Source organism: Pseudomonas sp. 203-8 (assembly GCF_020708595.1).
GTDB classification, from domain to species: Bacteria; Pseudomonadota; Gammaproteobacteria; order Pseudomonadales; family Pseudomonadaceae; genus Pseudomonas; species Pseudomonas aeruginosa.
In genome coordinates, this window is sequence record NZ_JAJFDF010000005.1 from 260,253 (window position 1) to 279,261 (window position 19,009).

14 protein-coding genes and 1 tRNA gene are annotated in these 19,009 nt (G+C 61.7%); 5 read left to right on the forward strand and 10 right to left on the reverse strand.

Translation table 11 applies throughout. The annotated features are described in order from the left end of the window. Window positions 1-201 precede the first annotated feature (201 nt). Entirely contained in the window at window positions 202-2,502 is a 2,301-nt protein-coding gene (gene piuD, locus LJF27_RS13810) for a TonB-dependent siderophore receptor PiuD (protein ID WP_003455689.1), read from the reverse strand. A gap of 217 nt (window positions 2,503-2,719) precedes the next feature. On the opposite strand from piuD, the gene LJF27_RS13815 reads away from it, so the two are divergent. From LJF27_RS13815 to LJF27_RS13825, 3 genes are all read left to right on the forward strand, one after another. Next, entirely contained in the window at window positions 2,720-3,400 is a 681-nt protein-coding gene (locus LJF27_RS13815) for a Fe2+-dependent dioxygenase (RefSeq protein WP_003145945.1), read from the forward strand. A gap of 2 nt (window positions 3,401-3,402) precedes the next feature. After that, entirely contained in the window at window positions 3,403-4,218 is an 816-nt protein-coding gene (locus LJF27_RS13820; protein WP_003116242.1) for a tetratricopeptide repeat protein, read from the forward strand. 122 nt (window positions 4,219-4,340) lie between these two features. Beyond that, window positions 4,341-6,143: a phosphoethanolamine transferase CptA gene (locus LJF27_RS13825; RefSeq protein WP_003112847.1), complete on the forward strand. Its 1,803-nt coding sequence runs from the start codon at window positions 4,341-4,343 to the stop codon at window positions 6,141-6,143. A gap of 55 nt (window positions 6,144-6,198) precedes the next feature. Here the strand turns inward: LJF27_RS13825 and LJF27_RS13830 are convergent, their stop codons facing one another. The 6 genes from LJF27_RS13830 to LJF27_RS13855 all read right to left on the reverse strand — a co-directional run bounded on the left by LJF27_RS13830 (window position 6,199) and on the right by LJF27_RS13855 (window position 14,371). Continuing rightward, window positions 6,199-6,624, reverse strand: a complete 426-nt coding sequence (locus tag LJF27_RS13830) for a VOC family protein (protein WP_003094613.1) — start codon at window positions 6,622-6,624, stop codon at window positions 6,199-6,201. Between the two features lie 115 nt (window positions 6,625-6,739). Beyond that, a complete protein-coding gene (locus tag LJF27_RS13835) occupies window positions 6,740-7,903 on the reverse strand; it encodes a type III PLP-dependent enzyme (RefSeq protein WP_003094617.1) in 1,164 nt (387 codons plus the stop codon). Between the two features lie 451 nt (window positions 7,904-8,354). Then, complete coding sequence (locus tag LJF27_RS13840; protein ID WP_003104905.1) at window positions 8,355-10,376, reverse strand: methyl-accepting chemotaxis protein; 2,022 nt, start codon at window positions 10,374-10,376, stop codon at window positions 8,355-8,357. Window positions 10,377-10,565: 189 nt separating this feature from the next. Beyond that, complete coding sequence (ampE, locus tag LJF27_RS13845) at window positions 10,566-11,402, reverse strand: regulatory signaling modulator protein AmpE (RefSeq protein WP_003104909.1); 837 nt, start codon at window positions 11,400-11,402, stop codon at window positions 10,566-10,568. Continuing rightward, entirely contained in the window at window positions 11,399-11,965 is a 567-nt protein-coding gene (gene ampD, locus LJF27_RS13850; protein WP_003116245.1) for a 1,6-anhydro-N-acetylmuramyl-L-alanine amidase AmpD, read from the reverse strand. The genes ampE and ampD overlap by 4 nt, the downstream gene beginning before the upstream one ends. Before the next feature lie 150 nt (window positions 11,966-12,115). Then, window positions 12,116-14,371, reverse strand: a complete 2,256-nt coding sequence (locus LJF27_RS13855) for a DUF1631 domain-containing protein (RefSeq protein WP_003104913.1) — start codon at window positions 14,369-14,371, stop codon at window positions 12,116-12,118. A gap of 285 nt (window positions 14,372-14,656) precedes the next feature. On the opposite strand from LJF27_RS13855, the gene nadC reads away from it, so the two are divergent. After that, window positions 14,657-15,505 carry a carboxylating nicotinate-nucleotide diphosphorylase gene (nadC, locus tag LJF27_RS13860; RefSeq protein ID WP_017148538.1) on the forward strand — a complete coding sequence of 283 codons (849 nt, stop codon included), beginning with the start codon at window positions 14,657-14,659 and terminating at the stop codon, window positions 15,503-15,505. 52 nt (window positions 15,506-15,557) lie between these two features. Here the strand turns inward: nadC and LJF27_RS13865 are convergent. From LJF27_RS13865 to LJF27_RS13875, 3 genes are all read right to left on the reverse strand, one after another. Further along, a tRNA-Thr gene (locus LJF27_RS13865) sits at window positions 15,558-15,633 on the reverse strand. Between the two features lie 105 nt (window positions 15,634-15,738). Continuing rightward, the gene (tfpZ, locus tag LJF27_RS13870) at window positions 15,739-16,476 is read right to left on the reverse strand and encodes a TfpX/TfpZ family type IV pilin accessory protein (RefSeq protein ID WP_023110409.1); all 738 of its coding nucleotides are present in this window, start codon (window positions 16,474-16,476) and stop codon (window positions 15,739-15,741) included. Between the two features lie 64 nt (window positions 16,477-16,540). Next, on the reverse strand, window positions 16,541-17,077 hold the full coding sequence (locus LJF27_RS13875; protein ID WP_025921208.1) for a pilin: 537 nt from the start codon (window positions 17,075-17,077) through the stop codon (window positions 16,541-16,543). A gap of 226 nt (window positions 17,078-17,303) precedes the next feature. On the opposite strand from LJF27_RS13875, the gene pilB reads away from it, so the two are divergent. Continuing rightward, complete coding sequence (gene pilB, locus LJF27_RS13885; RefSeq protein WP_023100230.1) at window positions 17,304-19,007, forward strand: type IV-A pilus assembly ATPase PilB; 1,704 nt, start codon at window positions 17,304-17,306, stop codon at window positions 19,005-19,007. Window positions 19,008-19,009: the final 2 nt, after the last annotated feature.

A 19,009-nucleotide genomic window follows, 5' to 3' on the forward strand; every position in this document is an offset into this window, starting at 1 on the left:
GGCCGCCGCGCGGCAACAACGGGACTACGCCGACGCCAAGCGCCGGCCAGACGACACGAGGACGTCGGCGGGCAATTCTATTTGATAATCAGTTGCGATAAAGCCGAATTAACGTTCTTTACGCTCTATTTACCCACCTGGATGGGGGAAAGCCCCATCCCGTAGAGGGAATGGGGCTTTCGTGGGGAGCGAGAGCGGCTGTCAGAAGTGGAAGTTGGTGCTGAACAGTATCGTCCTTCCAGCGGCCTGGGACGCATAGTGCGCCGCATAGGCTTTGTCGAAGTACTTCTTGTCGAACACATTCTGCACGTTCAACTGGAAATCGACGTTCTTGCTCAGTTTGTAGCTGGCCATTGCGTCATAGCGCCAGTAATCGGGGACATAGACGGTATTGCCAACGTCGCCATAGACCTTGTCGACATAGAAAGCCCCGCCGCCGATGGTGGTCTTCGGGAAGATGTCATAGGTGGTCCAGAGACTGAAGCTGTTCTTCGGCGTATTTGGCATCTCGTTGCCGTTGTTGGAAGCCGCCGATGCGTTCACATTGCCGTTACGCCCAGCCTTACCGGCATCGACCAACTCGCTGTCCAGGTAGCTGTAGCCCGCGAACACCTTCCACTTCTCGGTCAGCTTGCCGCTGGCGCTCAACTCCACGCCGTCGACGCGGGTTTGTCCGGCGTTGTCGTAGGTCTGGTTGGCGACCAGGATGCGGGTATTGTCCTTGTCGGTGCGGAAGATCGCGGCACTCAGCTCCAGCCGCTCGTTGAAGAAAGCCCACTTGGTACCAAGCTCGTAGTTCGTGGTTTCTTCCGGCTCAAGGTTGTTGCTGATGGCGAACCCGTCGACAGCATTCGAGGTATCCCCATTATCGAGCATGCTACCCGGCGGCGTAGCCGAAGTGGCGTAGGACGCATAGATGCTGCCGTTGGGTACAGGCTTCCACACCAAGCCTGCCTGCCAGTTCCAGAAGCTCGACTTGTCGCTGAGTTTGGTAGCGGGTCTTACACCGTGGTTCTTCGCCGTAGTTTCGAAACTATCGAAGCGCGCGCCAATATTGACCTGCCACTGCTCGTTCAGGTCGATGGTGTCGAACGCATATATTGCCTTGGTGGTGCCGACCGTATTCAGCGGCGCATATTTCCGGGTAATACTGCCATTCCATGGATCGTGCGGATTGGGATTTTCCAGACTAGTGCAGTTATAGCCGCTAGGCGCCCCGATCAGCGATGGATTGCACTTGTTGCTGCCCAGGCCGGTATTGGTATCGACGGTATACCCATCGCGCTTGCTGTCTTCTCGGCTGAACTCCAGGCCGGTGCTGAAGCTGTTCTTGAAGCCACCCAGGTAGAACTCTCCAAACAGGTCAGTCTGGTTGACTGCTGTGGTGGTGGTACTTACCCGATTGTTCTGGCGGCGCCAGACCGAGCCATTGTTGATGTTGCCCTGGCTGTCATCCGGTTGTGTCCACAGATAGTCCTGATGACTGTTGCCGTAACGCGAGGTATTGCGAATAGTGAGGCTGTCAGTCAGATCATGCTCAACGGTGATGGTACTGGTATCGATGCGGCTCTTCTGGAAATCGCGCCCCGTCAGCCCATAGAAATTGCCTCGATCGACATTCACCGGTTTGTCCGGATTGTGCTTGCTGCGATCGCTACTCTTGGCATAGGGAATGCCCGAATCCGGGGTATCGTCACTTTCCAGGTGATAATGGCTGACGGTCACTCGGGTCGGCGAGCCAAGACCGAAGGTGAGCGACGGCGCTACGCCCCAGCGACTGACATCGACTTCATCGCGGCCCGCGACATTGGCATCGTGCTTGAGAAGATTCAGCCGGAATGCCGCATTGCCATCGAGGAATTCCTGGTTGAGGTCCAGGGTGTAGCGGCGAGTCTGGTCAGAACCATAGGTGAAGCCTCCATCGATGAAGTTCCCAGCCTTGGCCTGCTTGCTGACGAGATTGAGGCTGCCGCCGGCCGAGCCCCGTCCTCCGAATGCCGAGTTAGGGCCCTTGCTGACCTCGATCTGCTCAAGGTTGAAGATCTCGCGGGTCTGTGCACCAGTATCGCGTACACCATCGACGTAAGTATCGCTTTGCGCATCGAAGCCGCGAATGAATGGCCGGTCACCGGTGGGATTGCCGCCCTCGCCCGCGCCAAAGGTAATACCTGGAACGGTACGCAGTGCATCCTGGAGAGACACGGCGGCGGTATCCTTGATCACCTGCTTTGGTACTACCGTGACGGAGCGCGGCGTATCCAAGAGCGGCGCGGTGTACTTCTTCGACGCCGAGCGGTCGACGTTGTAGGTGGTTTCGTCCTGCTGCTCGCCGACGATGGTGGCCGCATCCAGCGACAGTACGCGGTCCTTGTCGGTCTTTTTCTGCCCGGCCTCGTCGGCGTGCGCTGCCTGCGGTGCGGCGATGGCGGTGATGGCCACACCGATGGCCGAAGCCAGCAGACGTTGCGAAGAAACGGCGGTATCCGTGGACTGACGCGACATTCGAAACCCCTCCCCGGGAGCTGTGAAGGTCGCGGAATTTATTGCAGATCAGAATTGTTATCAATTATTACGGATTCGCATTCGACAGGAATTTACATTCTTTACAATTTTCTCATTACATTTTTTCCCATCTCGCTCGTCTGGAACATTTGGCGGTTTTACATGGCCAATGCAAATCAATATCATTGGCAATCATTTCGCCTTCATGGACAGCGCCATGTTGCTGCATATTCCCGCCATCTTCACCGCCGAGGAAGTCTCCCGGATCCGCGCAGCCCTGGAGCAGGCGGAATGGGCCGACGGCAAGGCGACCGCCGGCTACCAATCGGCCAAGGCCAAGCACAACCTGCAACTGCCGCAGGACCACCCGCTGGCCCGGGAGATCGGCGAAGCCATGCTGCAGCGCCTGTGGAACCATCCCCTGTTCATGTCCGCCGCCCTGCCGCTCAAGGTCTTCCCGCCGCTGTTCAACTGCTATACCGGCGGGGGCTCGTTCGACTTCCACATCGACAACGCCGTGCGCGACATCCATGGCGGCCGCGAGCGGGTCCGTACCGACCTGTCCTCGACCCTCTTCTTCAGCGACCCGGAGGACTATGACGGCGGCGAACTGGTGATCCAGGACACCTACGGCCTGCAACAGGTGAAGCTGCCCGCCGGCGATCTGGTGCTCTACCCCGGCACCAGCCTGCACAAGGTCAATCCGGTCACCCGCGGCGCGCGCTACGCCTCGTTCTTCTGGACCCAGAGCCTGGTCCGCGAAGACAGCCAGCGCACCCTGCTATTCGAAATGGACCAGTCGATCCAGCGACTCACCCGCGACGTCCCCGACCATCCCTCGCTGATCCGCCTCACCGGTACCTACCACAATCTCCTGCGGCGCTGGTCGGAACTCTGAACATGCGCCACCTGCTGCTTCGTCACGACGCGCTGGACGCCGAAGGTTTCGCCGCACAACTGGCCGGTACCCCGGGCGAGGTTGCCCAGGCCATCCTCGGCGCTGCGCGCGAGGGCCTGACGGAAGCCCAGGCCCTGCTCGGACAGATCCTTCTGGACGGCCAAGGCATCCAGCGCGACCCGACCCTGGCGCGGACCTGGTTCACGATCGCCGCCGAACGCGGCCACGCAATGGCGCGCAATATGCTCGCTCGCTGTCTTGAACATGGCTGGGGCGGCCCGGCGGATCCAGCCGCGGCAGCCGTCCACTATCGGATCGCCGCCCAGGCCGGCCTTGACTGGGCCCGCTACAACCTGGCCAATCTCCACGCCACCGGCCGCGGCGTGTCCCAGGACCAGCCGCGCGCCTATGCGCTGTATCGGCAAGCGGCCGAGCAGGGCCACGCGAAATCGATGAACCTGGTGGGGCGCTACCACGAAGAAGGCCTGGTGGTCGCTCGCGACCTGGCGCAAGCTGCGCACTGGTATCGACGTTCCGCCGAGGGCGGCGATTTTCGCGGCCAGTTCAGCCACGCCGCGATGCTCAGCGCCTCGGGCCGCCATGCCGAAGCCGAAACCTGGCTCCGGCGTGCCCTCGAAGGCGGCAACCTGAACTTCCTGCGCAGTGCCCGCCATGGCCTGGAGCAGTCGGCCCACCCGCCGTTCCGCAGCCTGGCGCTGGCCTACTACCGACGCGCGGCGCAGTTGGGCGACGACACCGATCGAGAGGCTCTGGAACAGGCGCTCGAACGTCACGGGTACGCACGACTGCCCGTCTGACGAACAACGCCCAACCCTTTGTTCACACCCACATAACACTTTTTTGACAAGCCTTTCCCTACCCTCGCCGCTTCATCGAGGCGAGCGACGATCGCGCCTCCGGTCCATCGTACGAGGCTATCGTGTCCCCCACTCCACCAAGCGTTACGCGCAATCGCATCGACTGGGCCGGCCTGGGCTGGCTGTTCCTGTTCTTCTGGTTCTTCTCCGGCATCACCCAACTGCTCCTGCTGACCTCCGGCAACAGCGGTTTCTCCGGTTTCCGCAACGCCATGGTGCTGAGCACCATCTGGCTTGCGCCGGTGTTGCTGTTCCCGCGCTGGACCAAGCCGCTGGCCGCCGTCATCGGGCTGGTGCTGTGGGCCGCCTCGCTGGTCGGCCTGAGCTATTTCGGCATCTATCACCAGGAATTCTCGCAAAGCGTGATCTTCGTGATGTTCGAGTCGAACACCGCCGAGGCCAGCGAATATTTCAGCCAGTACTTCAACCCCTGGATGACCCTCGGCCTGGTGCTCTACAGCCTGGTCGCCATCCTCCTCTGGCGCCGCCTGCGCCCGGTCTACCTGCCGCGCTTCAGCGCCCTGCCGGTGGCGGTGCTGCTGATCGTCGCGACCATCGGTTATCCGTTCTACAAGCAACTGGTCAGCCAGGGCCGACCCTTCGACGAAGCCCTGGACAAGGTCCAGGCGCGCATGGAACCGGCGGTGCCCTGGCAATTGCTGATCGGCTACCAGCAATACCGCCAGCAACTGGGCAGCATGCAGGCGCTGTTGCAAAAGAACGCGGCCCTACCGCCGCTGAAGAACCTCGTCGATGCCAATGGCGATACGCCACGCACGCTGGTCCTGGTGATCGGCGAATCCACGTCGCGCAAGCACATGAGCCTCTACGGCTATCCACGCGAAACGACCCCGCAGTTGGACGCACTGAAGGCCGCGAACCGGAACCTCACGGTATTCAACAACGTGGTGGCGTCGCGGCCATACACCATCGAGGTGCTGCAGCAGGTGTTGACGTTCGCTGACCAGGAGCATCCCGACCGCTTCCTCACCGATCCGTCGCTGATGAACCTGATGAAGCAGGCCGGCTACAAGACCTTCTGGATCACCAACCAGCAGACCATGACCAAGCGCAACACCATGCTGACGACCTTCGCCCAGCAGACCGATGCGCAGTTCTACCTGAACAACCAGCGCAGCCAGAACGCCAGCCAGCTGGACGGCGCGGTGCTGGCGCCCTTCGCCAAGGTGCTGGACGACCCGGCGCCGAAGAAATTCATCGTGGTCCATCTGCTCGGCACCCACATGAACTACAAGTACCGCTATCCCGCCGACTACGCTCGCTTCGTCGACCGCCAGGGCGCCCCGGCGGCCCTCAGCGATGACCAGGTGGAGGTCTACAACAGCTACGACAACGCCGTGCTGTACAACGACTACGTGGTCTCCAGCCTGATCAAGGGCTTCGCCAACAGCGATCCGAACGGTTTCCTGGTCTACCTCTCGGACCATGGCGAGGAAGTCTTCGACGAAGCCCCGCACGACCGTCTCGGCCGCAACGAAGGCGACCCGACCCGCGGCATGTACACCGTGCCCTTCCTGGTCTGGACTTCGCCCAGCTGGCAGCAGACCCATCCGCGCGACCTGCAGGCCCTGGTCGACCGACGCTACAGCAGCGAAGACCTGATCCATACCTGGTCCGACCTCGCCGGCCTCAACTATGACCTCTTCGATCCGACCAAGAGCCTGGTGAGCAACGACTTCCGGCATGAAGTCCGCTGGATCGGCAACCCCTATGCCCACAATGGCTTGCGCGACTTCGACAAGCTGCCGCTGGACAAGGCCGACGCCGGGCAGCAGGTAGCCCAGGCCGGACGACCCGCGCCAACGACACCGCGCGCACCGTCCCGCCAGCCGAACGAAGGCTGACCGCCGCCAAAGAAAACGCCCCGCCGAGCGGGGCGTTTTTCCATCCGTAGCGCCCTCAGGGCAAGACCAGGTTGCCCTGCTCGTCGAACGGCCAGAACGGGTTGTAGGCAATTTCCCAAAGGTGTCCATCCGGGTCGGCGACATATCCGGAGTAGCCACCCCAGAACACTTCCTGCGGCATCTTGGTCGCCTGCCCGCCGGCCGCCGTAGCTGCGGAGAACAGACGGTCCACCTCGTCCCGCGAGGCGCAGTTGCAGGCCAGGGTGATAGCCGCGAAGCCGGTCGGACGATCTTCCACCTGCGCATCCTCGGCGAGGGCGCTGCGTCCGTAGAGGCCGAGGACCAGGTTGCGGCCCTTGAGAAATACCACCTGCTCGTTGCCGTCCGAAGAGGGCTGCCAGCCCAGCGCCTGGTAGTAGAGAGAGGAGCGGGCCAGATCGGCGACCCCGAGGGTCACCAGGGAAACACCATTGCCTGTCATGTCGGCGTCCTTGTCATGGGTTGTCGAACAAGGCTGACACGAGCGCCGCGAGGCTTCCAGAGCGACATGAAAAAGCCCCGCCGAGGCGGGGCTCTTCGTAGCAGAGGCGACTGCGCTAGAGGTAGAACGCCTTCAGCGGCGGGAAGCCGTTGAACTCCACCGCACTGTAGCTGGTGGTGTAGGCGCCGGTAGACAGCCAGTAAAGGCGGTCGCCGCTCGCCAGGTTCAGCGGCAGGCCATACTTGTAGTGCTCGTACATGATGTCGGCGCTGTCGCAGGTCGGGCCGGCGATCACCACCTCTTCCATCTCGCCCTGCTTCTCGGTCCAGATCGGGAACTTGATCGACTCGTCCATGGTTTCGATCAGTCCGGAGAACTTGCCGACGTCGGCATAGACCCAGCGCTCCACGGCGGTCCGCGACTTGCGGGCGACCAGCACCACTTCGCTGACCAGGATGCCGGCATTGGCGATCAGCGAACGGCCCGGCTCGAGGATGATTTCCGGCAGGTCGTCGCCGAAGTCCTCCTTGAGGAAGCGGATGATCTCCTCCGCATAGGTTTCCAGGTCGTTGGTCTTGGTGATGTAGTTGGCCGGGAAGCCGCCGCCCATGTTGATCATCTTCAGGACGATGCCGTCTTCTTCCTTCAGGCGCTCGAAGATCACCTTGACCTTGGCGATCGCCGCGTCCCACACCGAGATGTCGCGCTGCTGCGAACCGACGTGGAAGGAAATGCCGTAGGGCTCCAGGCCCAGCTGGCGGGCCAGGATCAGCAGGTCCATGGCCATGTCGGTCTGGCAGCCGAACTTGCGCGACAACGGCCAGTCTGCGGTAGTCGAGCCCTCGGTGAGGATACGCACGTAGACCTTGGCGCCGGGAGCGGCCTTGGCGATGTTGCGCAGGTCGGCTTCGGAGTCGGTGGCGAACAGGCGCACGCCCTTCTCGTAGAAGTAGCGGATGTCCTTGGATTTCTTGATGGTGTTGCCGTAGCTGATGCGCTCCGGACCGACGCCGGTCTTCATCACCTTGTCCAGTTCGTAGATCGAGGCGATATCGAAGTTCGAACCCTTGTCGCGCAGCAGCTCGGTGATTTCGGTAGCGGGATTGGCCTTCACCGCGTAGTAGATCCTGGCGAAGGGGAAGCAGTCGGTCAGTTGGTCGTAGGCATCGGCGATGGTCTGCTTGTCGATGACTACAAAGGGGGTTTCCTGCTTGTCGGCGAAGGCCTTCATGCGCTGGAAGGTTTCAGGGGCGAAATAATCCTCGACCTTGATGGACATGGTTGGGACTCCCAATGGCAAAACACATGGATTCGTAGGGGTGAAGCTGAACGTCTAATCCGTTTCCCCACTTTGGTTCGCCTACTTCCCAAGGCATGTCGCCGAGTATCACCTGCCTGCCGGCAGCCACCGCCTGTTCATCCTGGTAGGTCGCGCGCGTGTCCCGCGCGACGACCTGGCCGCTTGAGCAGCGGACGTCGCCTTGCCACAAGGCGATCTCTCGTCGTCAGTACTTGAGCCGGATGGATCGTTTCCAGCATGGACGTTCGGGCGCGAACTTTAGGACCAAGGGGACGCGAGATCAATAAAAAAATGCCGCGATTTCGCCTCCGCCTGTCGCACCGCCGGATTGACCTGCTCAGCCTTTACCCCATGTGCATGACAGTGGAATGTCCCCGTCCGCCCAGCGTTCAATCGGATGGATGAAAAACGTCCCGCGCAGGCCTTGCGCCTACACCCGGAACGCGCCGATCAGGCGTTTCAGCTGGGTCACCTGGGCGCCCAGTTCGCGGCTGGCCCGTTCGGTCTGGCTGGCGCCTTCCGCGGTGCGCTCGCCGGCCTGGTTGATCTCGACGATGTTCTGGTCGATATCGTGGGCCACGGCGGTCTGTTGCTCGGCGGCGGCGGCGATCTGCTGGTTCTGGTCGACGATCATGCCCACCGCGCCGAGGATATTCTCCAGTGCCTGCTGCACCTGCGCCGACTCGTTGACCGTGCCATCGGCGGTATGGTGGCTGCTGGCCATCGCCTTCACCGCCGCATCGACGCCGCCCTGCAGGCGCAGGATCATCTGTTCGATCTCGGCGGTGGACTGCTGGGTGCGCTTGGCCAGCGTGCGCACCTCGTCGGCCACCACCGCGAAACCGCGCCCCTGCTCCCCGGCACGAGCGGCCTCGATCGCCGCATTGAGCGCCAGCAGGTTGGTCTGTTCGGCGATGCCCTTGATCACATCCAGCACCTGGCTGATCGAGGCGCTGTCACTGGCCAGGCGATTGATCGCCGCCACCGACTGGTCGATCTCGCCGGCCAGGCGCTGGATGCTACCCACCTGCGACTCGACCAGGCTGCGCCCGCTGAGGGTTTCCTGGTTCACGCTGTTCGCGCTGCTCACCGCCATCGCCGCGCTGCGCGCCACTTCCTGGGCGGTAGCGGCCATCTGGTTCATCGCCGTGGCCACCTGCTCGATCTGGCTGCGTTGCCCGGCTACCGCCTGGTTGCTTTCGGCCGACACCGACTCGACGCGCAGGGTCTGCCGCTCGACCTCGCCGACGGTCTGGCTGACCCGCTCGATCAGGTCGTGGATCTTCGCCACCGATTCGTTGAACGATTGTCCCAGCTCGCCCAGCTCGTCACGGCTGCGGGCCTGGAAGCTGACCGTCATGTCGCCGCCGGCGACGCGCTCCATCATTCGCCCGAGATCCTTCAGGGTGGCGCGGGTGGAAACGTAGAAACCGCCGTAGAGGTATAGGATCGCGGCGAAAACCACGGCCAGCGCGGCGACTAGCAACAGCATCTGCGTGCGCACCTGTTGCAGGCGCTTTTGCAACTGGGTATCGAGATAGCCGAGAACGGCGTCGTCGAGCTGGTAGGTCTTGTCCATCGCCGCGCTGACCTGATCGTAGAACTGCGTCCACGGGGTATCCAGCGTCTCGGCCACGATCACCCGGTCCTCGAACAACTGCCCCAGGCTCTTCAGGGTCTCGCGACTGGCCTGGGCGGCCTCCTCGAGCAGCTGTGGGCTGCCGGCCAGGGACTCCTGCAGCTTCAGGCCATACTCGCCATGCAGTTTCTCGAACTCCAGCAGCAGTTCGTCGAGCCGCGCGCTGGAGGACGAATTGAGGAAACCCTGGCCCAGGGAGTAGGCGCCGATGGCGCGCCCCTTGCTGATGGCCGCCGTCACCTCCGGCGTTATCGAGCCGACCAGCTCGCTGAGCTGGCGCACCTGGCGCTGGCTGTCCTGGCTGAGCCCGGCCTGGGCGATGAGCAACTTGATGAATACCTGTGCGCTACCGAGCAGCTTCTCCGCCCGTGCGCCCTTGCCCTGCAGGGACCCTTCGGCCTCCACGGCCTGCAAGCCGTTGAGCAACCGGTCGCGCTGGGCCTCGAATTCGGCTACCGCCGCACCATCCTCGCTGAGCGGCGCCAGCGCCTCGAGCCGCCCGCGCAGCCCCTTCTGGACGTCCGCGATGCGCGCTTCCAGATCGCCGGCCTTGCCGGACTGGCCGATGACCGCATTGATCTGCAACAGATCGTTGAGGGACTCCAGGCCACGCCGGATCTGAAGTCCGCTACCCAGCAGCGTCAAGCTCTGCAGTTCGATCCGGGTGTCACTGAACTGGCGATAGGCATCGCGCACCAGATAGAAGCTGGTGATCAGCAGCGGCAGGAAGAACAGCACGCTGATCAGGCCGAACTTCATGCCGAAGCTGAGCCGGTTCATCAGCGCGATGGCGGGATAGAGTACGGTCTTCACCCAGACGTCTCCTGATTGTTCTTATCGTTCTGAGAGATGCCGCCGCGTGACGACATTGACGCACGGAGTCCGCTCGGTAATGGCCTTTCGAAATCATGCGGACACGTTCACCTGTGTACCCGATATCGGCCTGGTGTTCTGTAACTTAAGGTTAACGGGGAATCGCAGGCGGATTCCCCGTCGCTACGCTCAGAGGAACAGCGCGCAGAAGGCGAACACGGCATACCAGAGCACGGCCGCGCGCACCAGCAATTGCCAGAGCGCATCCAGGCTGGCGACGCCGGCGGCACCCAGTTCGACCGCTTCGACATCGCTGGCGACCCGTCCGGCCTTGCCCAGCAGCGCGGCCGCCGAGATGTCCCAGGCCAGCAGCCAGTGCAGCAACACGCGGATAACCGCGAGGAAGTTGCCGACCAGGGCGAAGCTCAGCACCAGCGCACGCACCGGCAACCAGTCGAGGATATGCCGGACGCGCGCCGCCTGTTCGCGCAACGCCGGCTGGCGGGCGTGCTCCAGCGCCAGTGCCAGCAGGCGATAGGCCAGGGCCGCCACCGGGCCGAGCAAGGCATACCAGAAGATCACCGCGAAGAAGCTCTGGTAGCCCTGCCAGAGCAGATGGCCGTGCACCCGGCCGATCAGTTCGCTCTCGCTGCCGCCCAGGATCCCCAGATCGCGTTCGGCGACATGGAAGGCAGCCTGGGCCTCCTCGCGCCGCCAGGCGTCGCGGAACGGCCCGAGGTCGGCCATGACGTCGCCGCGGCCGAGACTGTAGACCACCACCAGAAGATGCAGCGGGAGGCTCAGCCAGCCATAGGCCAGCGGCTGCAGCAATGTCAGCAGCAGGGCCAGCGGCAGCAACGGCAGGACCACCGCGAGCAGCAGCCCCAGCCAGGAGCGGCGGGACACCGAGGGCAGGTCCTCGACCAGGCCCAGCCAGGCGAGCCAGGCGCCATCGCGCTGGATACGCCGGCGCCAGCCGGAGAACTTCTCCAGCGCAAGGGCCAGCAGCAACACCAGGAACGTCATGTTTCCTCCTTGGAATAGGTCAATCCGGCGCGGTAGCGCGACCAGTCGAAAGCCTCGCCGGGATCGGTCTTGCGTTCCGGGGCGATATCGCAGTGGCCCTGGATGCGTTCCGGGGTGATCGCCGGGAAGGCCGCGCGCAACAGCCGCGTCAGCCCGGCCAGGGCAGTGTACTGCGCGTCCGTGTACGGTTCCGTGTCGGTCCCCTCCAGTTCGATGCCAAGGGAGAAGTCGTTGCACGCCTCGCGACCGTCGAAGCAGGAAACCCCGGCATGCCAGGCGCGGTCGTGACAGGAGACGAACTGGGTGATGGCGCCGTCGCGTTCGATGAGGAAATGCGCGGAAACCGTCAGGTGGCGGATCTCCTCGAAATAGGGATGTTCGTTCGGGTCCAGGCGATTCTGGAAGAACGCCTGGACCTTGCCGGTGCCGAACTGTCCCGGCGGCAGGCTGATATTGTGGATGACCAGCAGCGACACCGCGTCCCCTTGCGGACGCAGGTTGAAATTCGGTGAAGGGCAGTGGCGGACGCCAAGGACCCAGCCGGTAACGGAATCGAAATGCATACGGGCTCCTGAACGAGCCCCCACTCTAATCCAGCGGCGCCGGAATGACGATCAGGCGGGCTCTGGATCGGCCGCTTCGACATGCGTCGAGGAAAGGTATTACCCGCAAGAACGAAAAGACCCGGCATCCGCCGGGTCCTCGAGAAGCGGCTAGGCGCCCTTGAGGCGCCGCAGGTTGCCGATCACCGACTCCAGGGCCCGGTCGAACAGCAAGGCATCGTCCAGCAGGCGTACCGCCTGCCGGCGAAACTCCACCGCCAGGCCCATGCGGGTCTTTTCCAGGACCTTCATCCCGGTGCGATTGACGAAGATGTAGCGACCGGTGGGCCGGATCACTGCCGCCAGCTTGCAGCGCAGCTTGTGCTCGGCGTCCTCCTGGATCTCCACCCAACTGCCGACACGCAGCGCATCGACCCGCAGCAGTGCCTCGTCGTTGTCCGGCAGGCGCACTTCGCTCTCGACAGGCGCCGGGGCGGCGTCCGGCGAGGTCAGGACGATTTCCTCGACCACCCGCAGCATGACCGGCGCCCGGGGCTTTTCCGCGGCCGTGCCCGGGCTCGCTTCGTCGAGCAGGGGGCTGTCCGCGACAGCCGCCTCGCCGCGCTTGTCGCGCTGCAGACCCTGGACATGCAGGGTTTCCAGCTGGCTGAAGAATTCTCCGGTGGAAAACGGATCGAAGGCTGCGCTGGCCAATCCCTCACGCAGCGCCTTGAGCAGGCCAGGCACACGCTCCAGCAACTGTTGGCGGGACAGCGGATCGTCATGCGGGCCGACGCTCCAGATCAACTCGTCCATGGTATCCAGGGCCTCCCGCCACTCGGCCGAAGCCTTGCCATGCTTGAGGCAGATCAGCAGCATCACCTTGCTCCAGGCATCCCGCAGCAGGCGCACCACCACCTCCGGCAGGACCTTGCCGAGCAGTCGCTGGTTCAGCACCTGCTCCACGTCCTGCCGAGCCAGTTCGGCCTTGGCGCGGCCTTCCTCGGCGTCGCGGGTGCGCTGCTCGAGGAGCTCGCTGCGGCGGCGCTCGTCGCCGGTGAAGGCAATGAAGTCCTCCAGCAACTCGGCGAAGATCGCCGGGTCGTCGACGAAGTCGTTCAACAGCCGCATCACGACCTGTTCGATCTTCTGGTACAGGCTGTCGCGCCGGGCATCATTGTGTTCGGCCCAGCCCAGCGACGCGGATGCGATCTCGTTGAGCAGGCGACGCGCCGGATGGCTACCGCGGCTGAAGAAGGTCTTGTCGAGCAGGGCCACCTTGAGCATCGGGATCTGCATCCGACCGATCAGGGCCTTCAGCGAATCAGGCAGGGTGCGGTCATCGAGAATGAATTCGAACAGCATCGACACCAGGTTGATGACGTCATCGTCCACCTGGCCGACCACCCGAGAACGGCCGCTCTTGTGGCTGACCCGCTGGAGCAGTTGGTCGACCCCGTCGCGGACGTCGAACTCCGCGGCGCCAGGGCCCGGCAAGTGCTGTTGCAGGTGGGAAAGCAGGCGCATCAGGTCGTTGCTGGAAATCGGCGCGGCATTCTCAGGCGTTTCGCGACGGTAGAAGGAAGGATTGTCGCGGACCTGCGCCAGCAGTTCCTGCAGCGCGCCGAAGACTTCCTGCTGACCGCCGTCGAGCAGCGCAGCCTGTGCCTGCAGGGTCCCGGCATCGCGTACCGCTTCGGGACGGACAGCGGGCTGACGCCGCGGCAGCGCGGATTTGAGTTCCGGCAGCACGCCCGCAGCGACCAGGATCTGGTTGGCCTCGGCGTACAACTGGTCGCAATGGGCCAGGACGTACTTCTCGAACAGCTTGAGAATGATCAGCTTGACCTTGATCTCGACGCCGAGCCCCTGGCAGGCATCGAGGAAAGCCGCGGTCAGCGGACGCGGAGCGAGGGGATTGCTCTTCTCGTCGACCTTCCGGCCGACCAGGGTGTTCAGGCGGGTGCTCAGGTGGGCCAGCGCGGTGGCATCGCGGCTCATCACCCGCGCCACCATCGCGTCCACCGCGACGGACTCCTCCAGTTCCTCGTTCTGTACCAGGCTGAGGCTGTCGAAGGACACGGTATCCAGGGTCGGCACGGATTTGCCGGACTGTACCTGGTTGAGCGCCGAGAACTCCTCGAAGACCTTCTGCAGGTAGACCCGCTCGATACTCTTGCGCTTGAGGCGCAGGTCGCGCATGGCTTCGAAGAAAGCGTTCTGTTCGAGGTTGCTGGTGGCTCGGTCGGCCATTTCGAAGAGGGTGTCGTCGGCGTTGTCGAACAACGCCTGCAACGCCTGTTTCAGCTGCAACGCCGCCTTGTCGCGCACCTGCACGAGGATGACCGGCAGGCGCCCCGCTCCGGCGTTCGGCGACGGCTCGGAAGCGACCCTAGTCAGGTGCACCACATTGGCATCGTTCTGCATCGGGACTCTCCTGCCACCCTCGCGGCCGCGCATGGAATGGCAAAAATCGGGCACAGAGGATCGATTGGCGTCGTCCGTAACGTCAATTTCCAGGCGTCAAAAACAAGTATCTACATTCATTATAGAGATACTTTCAAATCTAGATAGAGGGTTTTCCTATAGACATGACTCTCTTCACACAAGCGAAGGCCGATGAATGGCGGCCGTCCCGACCGGCGCCCAGGCAGGCACAGACGCCGTCCGCCGCGCTCCGTATAATCGCCCGATCTCGTACAGGAGCCCGCCATGCCTAACCTCACCCTTGCCGACCTTCAAGGCGAAATCCAGGCCAACGTTCGTACCGCCCTGGCGGAAGACGTCGGCGGCGGCGACCTTACCGCTCAGTTGATCGATCCACAGCGCGAGGCCGAGGCCCGGGTGATTACCCGCGAGCACGCGACGATCGCGGGCCGCGCCTGGGTCGACGAGGTCTTCCGCCAGGTCGATCCGCGAGTGCTGGTGACCTGGCAGGTGGAGGACGGCCAGCGAGTCGAGCCGAACCAGACGCTGTTCCAGCTAAAAGGCCCGGCCCGCGCCCTGCTCACCGGCGAGCGCAGCGCGCTGAACTTCCTCCAGCTGCTTTCCGGTACCGCCACCCGCAGCCAGCACTACGCCGACCTGGTCGCCGGCACCGCGGTGAAGCTCCTCGACACGCGCAAGACCCTGCCAGGCCTGCGCCTCGCGCAGAAGTACGCGGTCACCTGCGGCGGTTGCCACAACCATCGCATCGGCCTCTACGATGCCTTCCTGATCAAGGAAAACCACATCGCCGCCTGCGGCGGTATCGACCGGGCAATCGCCGAAGCCCGGCGCATAGCACCCGGCAAGCCGGTGGAAGTGGAAGTGGAGAACCTCGATGAACTGCGCCAGGCGCTGGAGGCCGGCGCCGATATCGTCATGCTCGACGAACTCAGCCTGGACGACATGCGCACCGCCGTCGCCCTCACCGCCGGCCGTGCCAAGCTGGAGGCTTCCGGCGGAATCAACGAGGGCACCCTGCGCAACATCGCCGAGACCGGCGTCGACTACATCTCCATCGGCACCCTGACCAAGGATGTCAGGGCCGTCGACCTGTCCATGCGCCTCACCCTCTGAACGAATCGCAGGCAATAAAAAGCCCCGCCGAAGCGGGGCTTTTTATTGCGACTGGTGCCGGATAGAGGAATCGAACCCCCGACCTTCTCATTACGAATGAGCTGCTCTACCGACTGAGCTAATCCGGCTTACATTCAATCAACGCTCCAAGGGCCCAAAGCGAAGAGGACGGGAAAATAGCATTTCGCCTTCAGAAATTCAATATCACGGCACGCTGTCATTATAAATACACCTTAGCCTTGCTTCCAGGCCCGCAAATCAACAATCGCCACAATTTGCGCCGTTTCTCTGGTCATCAACACCACGAGAGAATCATTTTCAACTCTCAGCGGCAGCCAGCAATCAGCTTCGGGATATTTGGTAAGGGTACCTACCAACTGCCACCGTGTATTCAACACAGAAAGCTCTGACAGAGGCCTTAGCTTGGATCTGATAGCCTGCTTCTGTTGGGCAAGCGGCACATAAAGCTCTGGTCGAAAAGGTATATCTCTACCCGTCCGCAGGACATCCATTAGCAACTCGCTACGCTCCTTTGCAAGCAAAGGTAAAGCTACTGCCACCATGCCCGCCCCCCACAGAGGAGCTCGCCGGTATTGCTCCCGAACATTGACACTCACTCGATCTAAATCGGAAACCCGAACCAAATCGAAACGATCCACATTGAACACCAACCAAGCCGGCCGACCTTCAGCAATAGTCCATACACCATAAGCAAAGGCCACAAACTGAAGAAGGCAAATAACCGAAAGATCAAAAAAAAGGCTGTTCTTTCCCTTACGATACACTATAAAGGTCATGAGCGGCCCAAGAACGACGTCCACCATCACCAACAGCAATAGTATATGCCACAACCCCAAACGAGCCGACAACGGCCCTGGATACCAAACCCAAAACGCAAAACAGGAAAACAATGAACAGACAAGGGCAGAAATTAGAAAGTGAACAGCGAACGCCCTAATCTTCTCATTCATAGCTGATTCCCTAACTTCAAAAAGAAAGAGCGCCTAAGCGCTCTTTCTCACAACTTTCCGTCTTTTAGCGGCACTGAGCAGGAGCAAACTCTTGCGGCACACTACCAGCTGCCATGCCGGTGAAACCCTGAGCAGTGGCAGTCGCGTTCGATGCCGAAGTGCAAGCCCAATCAATGGTGCCACGAGTGCCAGCAGCCACTGCAGTCGCCAGAGCAGTGCGAGTGTTACCATCATTGATATAGGGAGACAGAATCAGAGTGTTACCGGCAGTCGGCAAGCCCACTTGGTCAGCGACATACGTAATAGTGATAACACCGGTGTTACCAGCATCCATCAAAACAGATGTTACGTACTTACTGGATGCACCCAGATTATTGGATTGCTGGTTCCAAGTAGTGGTTGCGCGAGTCAGATCAGCAGTAGAAGCACTTCCATCCGTGGAGATCATCAGTTTGGCGGGCTCAGCCAGAACCAGACCTTCACTGACACGGGTACGAACGGTGTAGTCCTGATAGGCCGGCAGAGCAATCGCAGCCAGAATACCGATGATCGCTACAACGATCATCAGCTCGATCAAAGTGAAGCCTTTTTGAGCTTTCATGTGTCTCTCCGTTGATATGAATAGGCCTAACGCCTGCCCTCTTTAAGCATCTTGCATGCCAAGTCCACAGAGAGGCGCACACTCAGGGGTTGGAGAAAAGCAAGGACGATTTAAAATACACAATCCGACATTATGTGACGCTTTTGGGCAGTTGGTGTAACAGCGTTTGGCAGCTCAGCTCAACTACGCTATAAGACCCTTCCATAGCCCTCCTGCGATCTATCCTATGAACGATACCATCCAGCTCAGCGGCCTGGCTCGCCAGCTCGTCCTGCATGAACTTCTCGATGAAAAAGCAGCTCAACAGGCCCAGTTGCAAGCCCAGCGCAACAAGTTGTCGCTGGTAACCTATCTGGTACAGAGCAAGCTAGTGAAAGGACAGGCCTTGACCGAACTGGCGGCGGATCAATTCGGTATCGCCTACTGCGACCTGAACAGCCTTGATCGGGACAGCCTGCCCAAGGATCTGATCAGCGAGAAGCTGGTGCGCCAGCATCGGGTAGTTCCGTTGTGGCGACGCGGCAACAAGCTGTTCGTCGGCATCTCCGATCCAGCCAACCACCAGGCGATTAACGATGTGCAGTTCAGCACAGGCCTGACTACTGAAGCCATCCTGGTCGAGGATGACAAGCTCGGCATCATCATCGAGAAACTATTCGAAAATGCCACTGACAGCCTTGCAGGCCTGGATGACGTGGATCTTGAAGGCCTGGATGTCGGTTCCGGTGCGGGCGCAAGCCAGGATGATGATTCCAGTGCAGAGACAGACGACGCCCCGGTGGTGCGTTTCGTCAACAAAATGTTATTGGATGCGATCAGAGGCGGCTCCTCTGATCTGCATTTCGAGCCCTATGAAAAGATTTACCGTGTACGTTTCCGTACCGATGGCATGCTCCATGAGGTAGCCAAGCCGCCGATCCAGTTGGCCAGCCGTATTTCCGCGCGACTCAAGGTAATGGCAGGCCTGGACATTTCCGAACGGCGTAAGCCGCAGGACGGGCGGATCAAGATGCGCGTGTCGAAGACCAAGTCCATCGACTTCCGCGTCAACACCCTGCCGACCCTGTGGGGCGAGAAGATCGTGATGCGTATCCTCGATTCCTCCAGCGCGCAGATGGGCATCGACGCCCTCGGCTACGAGGAAGACCAGAAGGAACTCTACCTGGCTGCGCTTAAGCAGCCGCAGGGCATGATCCTGGTCACCGGGCCCACCGGCTCGGGCAAGACGGTCTCCCTGTACACCGGCCTGAACATCCTCAACACCACCGACATCAACATCTCCACTGCCGAAGACCCGGTGGAAATCAACCTGGAAGGCATCAACCAGGTCAACGTCAATCCGCGCCAGGGTATGGACTTCTCCCAGGCGCTGCGCGCCTTCCTGCGCCAGGACCCGGACGTGATCATGGTCGGCGAGATTCGCGACCTGGAGACGGCCGAGATCGCCATCAAGGCGGCGCAGACCGGGCATATGGTGATGTCCACCCTGCACACCAACAGCGCCGCCGAGACCCTGACCCGGTTGCTGAACATGGGCGTGCCGGCGTTCAACCTAGCGACCTCGGTGAACCTGATCATCGCCCAGCGACTTGCGCGAAAACTCTGCTCGCACTGCAAGAAAGAGCATGAGGTACCGAAGGAAACACTCCTCCATGAAGGCTTCCCCGAGGACCGGATCGGCACCTTCAAGCTGTATTCACCAGTAGGCTGCGACCATTGCAAGAACGGTTACAAGGGCCGTGTCGGTATTTATGAAGTGGTTAAAAACACCCCGGCCCTGCAGCGGATTATCATGGAGGAAGGCAACTCCATCGAGATCGCCGAACAGGCCCGCAAAGAAGGCTTCAACGATCTACGCGCTTCAGGCCTGCTGAAAGCCATGCAGGGGATCACCAGCCTGGAAGAAGTCAACCGCGTGACCAAGGATTAATC

What these genes read in the sequence shown, in the direction of transcription:
- piuD (WP_003455689.1), bottom strand. Translation starts at nt 2,502, where the DNA reads ATGTCGCGTCAGTCCACGGATACCGCCGTTTCTTCGCAACGTCTGCTG.
- LJF27_RS13815 (WP_003145945.1), top strand. Translation starts at nt 2,720, where the DNA reads ATGTTGCTGCATATTCCCGCCATCTTCACCGCCGAGGAAGTCTCCCGG.
- LJF27_RS13820 (WP_003116242.1), top strand. Translation starts at nt 3,403, where the DNA reads ATGCGCCACCTGCTGCTTCGTCACGACGCGCTGGACGCCGAAGGTTTC.
- LJF27_RS13830 (WP_003094613.1), bottom strand. Translation starts at nt 6,624, where the DNA reads ATGACAGGCAATGGTGTTTCCCTGGTGACCCTCGGGGTCGCCGATCTG.
- LJF27_RS13835 (WP_003094617.1), bottom strand. Translation starts at nt 7,903, where the DNA reads ATGTCCATCAAGGTCGAGGATTATTTCGCCCCTGAAACCTTCCAGCGC.
- ampE (WP_003104909.1), bottom strand. Translation starts at nt 11,402, where the DNA reads ATGACGTTCCTGGTGTTGCTGCTGGCCCTTGCGCTGGAGAAGTTCTCC.
- ampD (WP_003116245.1), bottom strand. Translation starts at nt 11,965, where the DNA reads ATGCATTTCGATTCCGTTACCGGCTGGGTCCTTGGCGTCCGCCACTGC.
- LJF27_RS13855 (WP_003104913.1), bottom strand. Translation starts at nt 14,371, where the DNA reads ATGCAGAACGATGCCAATGTGGTGCACCTGACTAGGGTCGCTTCCGAG.
- nadC (WP_017148538.1), top strand. Translation starts at nt 14,657, where the DNA reads ATGCCTAACCTCACCCTTGCCGACCTTCAAGGCGAAATCCAGGCCAAC.
- tfpZ (WP_023110409.1), bottom strand. Translation starts at nt 16,476, where the DNA reads ATGAATGAGAAGATTAGGGCGTTCGCTGTTCACTTTCTAATTTCTGCC.
- LJF27_RS13875 (WP_025921208.1), bottom strand. Translation starts at nt 17,077, where the DNA reads ATGAAAGCTCAAAAAGGCTTCACTTTGATCGAGCTGATGATCGTTGTA.
- pilB (WP_023100230.1), top strand. Translation starts at nt 17,304, where the DNA reads ATGAACGATACCATCCAGCTCAGCGGCCTGGCTCGCCAGCTCGTCCTG.